This is a genomic window from Trinickia sp., from assembly GCF_057351765.1.
In genome coordinates this window covers 1-4,625 of the sequence record NZ_JBMRBK010000007.1, presented here as the reverse complement: position 1 = coordinate 4,625, position 4,625 = coordinate 1, and the positions used below count along the sequence as shown (strand labels likewise).

General features: G+C 66.0%; 5 protein-coding genes. 2 read left to right on the top strand and 3 right to left on the bottom strand.

What is annotated here, in order from left to right; translation table 11 throughout:
• Positions 1 to 43: 43 nt before the first annotated feature.
• Both ACO1XS_RS01275 and cobJ read left to right on the top strand, forming a co-directional pair.
• Positions 44 to 775: a precorrin-2 C(20)-methyltransferase gene (locus tag ACO1XS_RS01275; protein WP_331573099.1), complete on the top strand. Its 732-nt coding sequence runs from the start codon at positions 44 to 46 to the stop codon at positions 773 to 775.
• On the top strand, positions 763 to 2,535 hold the full coding sequence (cobJ, locus tag ACO1XS_RS01270; protein WP_486389859.1) for a precorrin-3B C(17)-methyltransferase: 1,773 nt from the start codon (positions 763 to 765) through the stop codon (positions 2,533 to 2,535). Before ACO1XS_RS01275 ends, cobJ begins: the two co-directional genes overlap by 13 nt.
• A gap of 19 nt (positions 2,536 to 2,554) precedes the next feature.
• On the opposite strand, the gene ACO1XS_RS01265 is transcribed toward cobJ, so the two are convergent.
• The 3 genes from ACO1XS_RS01265 to ACO1XS_RS01255 form a co-directional block, all read right to left on the bottom strand.
• Positions 2,555 to 3,037: a vWA domain-containing protein gene (locus tag ACO1XS_RS01265; protein WP_486389858.1), complete on the bottom strand. Its 483-nt coding sequence runs from the start codon at positions 3,035 to 3,037 to the stop codon at positions 2,555 to 2,557.
• 194 nt (positions 3,038 to 3,231) lie between these two features.
• The gene (locus ACO1XS_RS01260) at positions 3,232 to 4,311 is read right to left on the bottom strand and encodes a magnesium chelatase ATPase subunit I (RefSeq protein ID WP_486389857.1); all 1,080 of its coding nucleotides are present in this window, start codon (positions 4,309 to 4,311) and stop codon (positions 3,232 to 3,234) included.
• Positions 4,308 to 4,625: cobaltochelatase subunit CobN (locus ACO1XS_RS01255; RefSeq protein ID WP_486389856.1), on the bottom strand; the 318-nt coding region annotated here is incomplete at its 5' end. The genes ACO1XS_RS01260 and ACO1XS_RS01255, both read right to left, overlap by 4 nt.

Sequence of the window (4,625 nt, the reverse complement as noted above, 5' to 3'; positions counted from 1 at the left end):
TGGTCGCGGCAGCGGTCAACGCACTGGCTTCGGAGATCGAGTAATGGCCCAGCGAGGACGGCTTTACGGGATTGGCGTGGGCCCCGGCGACCCGGAGCTTCTGACGCTCAAAGCGCTGCGCCTCATCGAAGCGGTGCCTGTCGTCGCGTATTTCGTCGCCAAAGGAAAAAAGGGCAATGCGTTCGGGATCGTCGAAGGGTATCTGCGAGATTCGCAACGGCGCGAACCGCTCGTCTATCCCGTCACGACCGAAACGCTCCCGCCGCCGCTTTCATACGAAGCGATCATCGCCGATTTCTACGACACGGCCGCCGCCATCGTCGCGAGCCATCTCGATGCGGGCCGCGACGTGGCCGTCATTTGCGAGGGCGATCCGTTCTTCTACGGCTCGTACATGTATCTGCACGATCGCCTCGCGCCGCGTTTCGACGTCGAAGTCGTGCCGGGTGTCTGCTCGATGCTGGGCGGCGCGGCGGTGCTCGGCGCCCCGCTCGTCTATCGCAATCAGAGTCTCTCCGTGCTGTCCGGCGTGCTATCCGAGGAGGAACTGCGGCGCCGGTTGGCCGATGCCGATGCGGCCGTCATCATGAAGCTGGGCCGCAACTTCGACAAAGTGCGGCGCGTGCTCGAAGAACTCGGACTGGCCGCGCGCGCCCTGTATGTCGAGCGCGCGACGATGGCCAATCAGCGCATCGTGCCGCTCGCGGAAGTCGATCCGATGGCGTCGCCTTATTTTTCGCTGCTCGTCGTACCGGGGGAAAAATGGCAGGGTTGACCTCGACGCCGCCCGCAATCGTCGTGCTCGGGCCCAGTGCATTGCCGACGGCACGCCGTCTGCAAGCAGCGTTGCCGGGCGCAGCAATTCACGCACTGCAGGGTCGTGCCACAGGCGACGTGGCCTACAGCGAACTCGCTTCGCACCTGCGCGAACTCTATTCGACCGGTACGCCTATCGTCGCGCTGTGCGCCGCGGGCATCGTCATTCGCTGCATCGCGCCGATGCTCGCCAACAAGGGCGTCGAGCCGCCGGTGTTGGCCGTCGCGGAGGATGGCAGCGCCGTCGTACCGCTGCTTGGCGGCCTGGCAGGCGTCAACGTACTGGCGCGCGAAATCGCTCGGGCGCTCGATGTGGCACCGGCCATCACCACGAGCGGCGAACTGCGTTTCGGCACGTGTTTGCTGAACCCGCCCAGCGGCTACACACTGGCCAGCCTCGATGAAGGCAAGCGCTTCGTGTCCGATCTGCTCGCCGGCGCAAGCGTGCGTATCGACGGCGACGCGCCCTGGCTCGATGCTGCCCAGCTCCCGAAGGACGAGTCGGCACGACATGCCGTTCGCGTCACGCCGCGTATCGTCGAATCGGGCGGAAGCGATCTCATCATCCATCCGCATGCCGTCGTCGCAGCCATCAACGGCCCAGCGGAAACAGCCGCCGAGCGCGTTCGCGAAGCAATGGAGGCAAACGGGCTCGCTCCCGTGTCGTTGGCGGCGCTGCTCGCACCCATCGATAGGATCGGCGAAACGGCGCTCGAGCAAGCGGCGATTGAATTCGATGTCCCGTTGCGTTTCATCGATACCGGGCCCGGGCGCATCGGTATCGCACAAGATCGTTGCGCGAACAACGACGAAGCCGGCAGTGGAATCGCTTCGGCTGAGCGCGCATTACAACTCCTGCACAACGCCCTGCGGATTCAACACGAGCAGCTGACGCACACGAACGGTATCGCGCTCGCCGTCGGCGCCGAGCCGATCGATGTCGGCTCACTCGGTCAGGCACGCGGCCGAGTCGACGTGATCGGGCTCGGCCCCGGCTGCGCCGAGCTGATGGCACCCGCGGCCCGTGCGGCGCTTGCCGAAGCCACCGACATTCTGGGCTACGAGACCTATCTCCGCATGGCGGGTCCCTTCGGCACTCACCAACGCGTGCACGGCAGCGATAACCGCGAGGAATTGCAACGCGCCCGCCATGCGTTTGAACTCGCGAGCACGGGGCGACACGTCGCGATCGTCTCGTCGGGCGACCCGGGTGTCTTTGCGATGGCGGCAGCCGTCATGGAGGCGTTGGACGGTGCCGACGATCCGCGCTGGGCCACCGTCGAGATTCGCGTCGTGCCGGGCATCTCGGCCGCGATGGCCACCGCGGCGCAAGCGGGCGCACCGCTCGGTCACGACTTCTGCGTCCTCTCCCTTTCCGACAACCTCAAACCGTGGCGAGTCATCGAAAACCGCCTGCGCCACGCGGTCGAAGCCGATCTCGTCATCGCAATGTACAACCCGATCTCGCGGGCTCGTCCGTGGCAACTCGACAAAGCCCTGGAGATCGTGCGCAGTTGCCGCCGGCCCGATACGCGCGTCGTGCTGGGACGCGATGTGGGCCGCCCCGGCGCGGCACTCGTCACGACGACGCTCGGTGAATTGCGCAGTGAACAAGTCGATATGCGCACGACCGTCATCGTCGGATCGACGATGACGCGTGCCGTGCCTCGGAGCGATGGAGGCGAATGGATCTATACGCCTCGCTGGTACGAAGACTGAAACGCGCTCGCACGCGCTCTCAAGTTCGCACGATCAGGTCTTCGGGCCGTGTGTAAGCCGCATTCCATGCGCGCGCCAACTCGGCACAGCGTCCGAGCGCCGGAACCGCGCGCTCGCAGTCGACGAGCACGATGTCGTCCGCTGCCGGCGGTCTCGCGGCGCGCTCCTCGGTCCGACCGTCGGTGATCAGCCAGAGCACGCGCTGCTGCCCTGGTTTGCGCCGGCGTCGATTGTCGAGCAACCGCGCAGCCGTCGCCATGCCGTGGGCGAGCGGCGTCGCACCGCCGCCGGCCACCGGCGCCAGCCATCGCTCGTTCCACCAGCGCGGCACGGCGGGCCCGAAGCGCAGATCGGCACGCGTACCGCCGAAGCAGATCAGCGCTACTTCGGCCCCTGCAGCCGCCGCGCGGTCGAAGCAGGCAACGAGCATTCCTTTGGCCAGCGCGAGCTGTTCGTTGCGCAGCATCGACGCGGAGCAATCGAGCACGAAACAGTGCAGCACGCCACCCGTCGATTCGTTCCTTGCGAAGCGAAGGTGCGCCGCCCGCAAAGGCATGTGGCGCTTGTGCGCGAGCGTCTGTGGCCACGCTACGCGCGTGCCGCCTTGCGGCATCGTCGCGCGACGCGAAGCAAAACCGGCGCCCTCGAGCCATCGAAAACCGTTGCGCAGATGCGCGGTGGCGCCTTTTCGATGGCTCAGCGTTTTTTTACGGCGAACGGCACTACACTTTTGACGCCAATCATCCCGGTCGTCTCCGGCGGAAGATAGCCGAAATCGTCCGAATCGCCGGTCGCATCCTGACGGTGATCGTTATCCTGTCGGTCGGCTCCATTCGATCGATCCGAACCTTGCGCCGCCTCGTGTCCATGCTGCATATCGTTCGGAGCCGCCTGCTCGGGCGCTGCGCGTTCACGCTGCCTATGCCGCAGCACTGAATCGGCCACGCGCGCAACGTGTTGCACCGTCACCTCGGCCGCTTGTTCGAGTGCCGCGAGCGCACGCGCCGCGCGCAGCATGACGAGGTCGGCGCGCATCCCGTCGACCGCCGCGTCCACGCAACGTTCGCTGACCGCCTCATGAACGGCATCGTCGAATTCGAAGCGCGCGAGCGCGGCACGCGCTTCGCCGACACGGCGCGCGAGTGCCGCCTGATCGCCGCGATAGCGCTCGCGAAATGCGTCCGGGTCCGCATCGAATGCGAGCCTCGCCTTGACGATTCGCTGCCGCACATCGGAATCGAAGCAGTTATCGAGCGCCACCATGAGGCCGAAACGATCGAGCAATTGCGGCCGCAGTTCGCCTTCTTCGGGATTCATCGTGCCGACAAGGACGAAGCGCGCCTCGTGGGAGTGCGACACGCCATCCCGTTCGACGACGTTCATCCCGCTTGCGGCCGCATCGAGCAGCGCATCCACGAGCGCATCGGCCAGCAAGTTGACTTCATCGACATAAAGCACGCCTTCGTGCGCCTGCGCGAGCAGCCCCGGGGAAAAGCGGACCGAACCGCCGCGCAATACTTCGTCGAGATCGAGCGTGCCGATGAGCCGCTCCTCGCTGGCACCGAGCGGCAAGGTTACGAATCGGCCTGTCGGCAGCAGTTCGGCCAGCGCGCGGGCGGCCGTCGATTTTGCCGTGCCGCGCGGCCCGCTCACGAGCACGCCGCCGATGCCAGGATCGACCGCGGCAAGCAACAGCGCTTCCTGCAACGGCTGCTGTCCGATCAGCGCGGCAAAAGGGTAAGGGTTCGGCATCGGAGAACGGAGCGACGCATTCATTGGGACAATCCTTCGATGTGCTGCTCGCTCGCGAGCAGATGGGCCTCGATCCTTGCTCGATGGGCACCCGGTTCTTGCCATAAGCCGCGCCCGATCGCCTCGAGCAGCCGCTCGCAGATGGCGTGAAGCGCGTGCGGATTGTGTTGCCGCATGAACTCGCGCGTACCGGCATCGTTCAGATACGCATCGGAAACGAGCGCGTATTGGTGATCCGCGACGACGCGGGCCGTCGCATCGTAGCCGAACAGGTAATCCACGGTCGCCGCCATTTCGGCCGCGCCCTTGTAGCCGTGGCGCTTGATGCCCTCGATCCA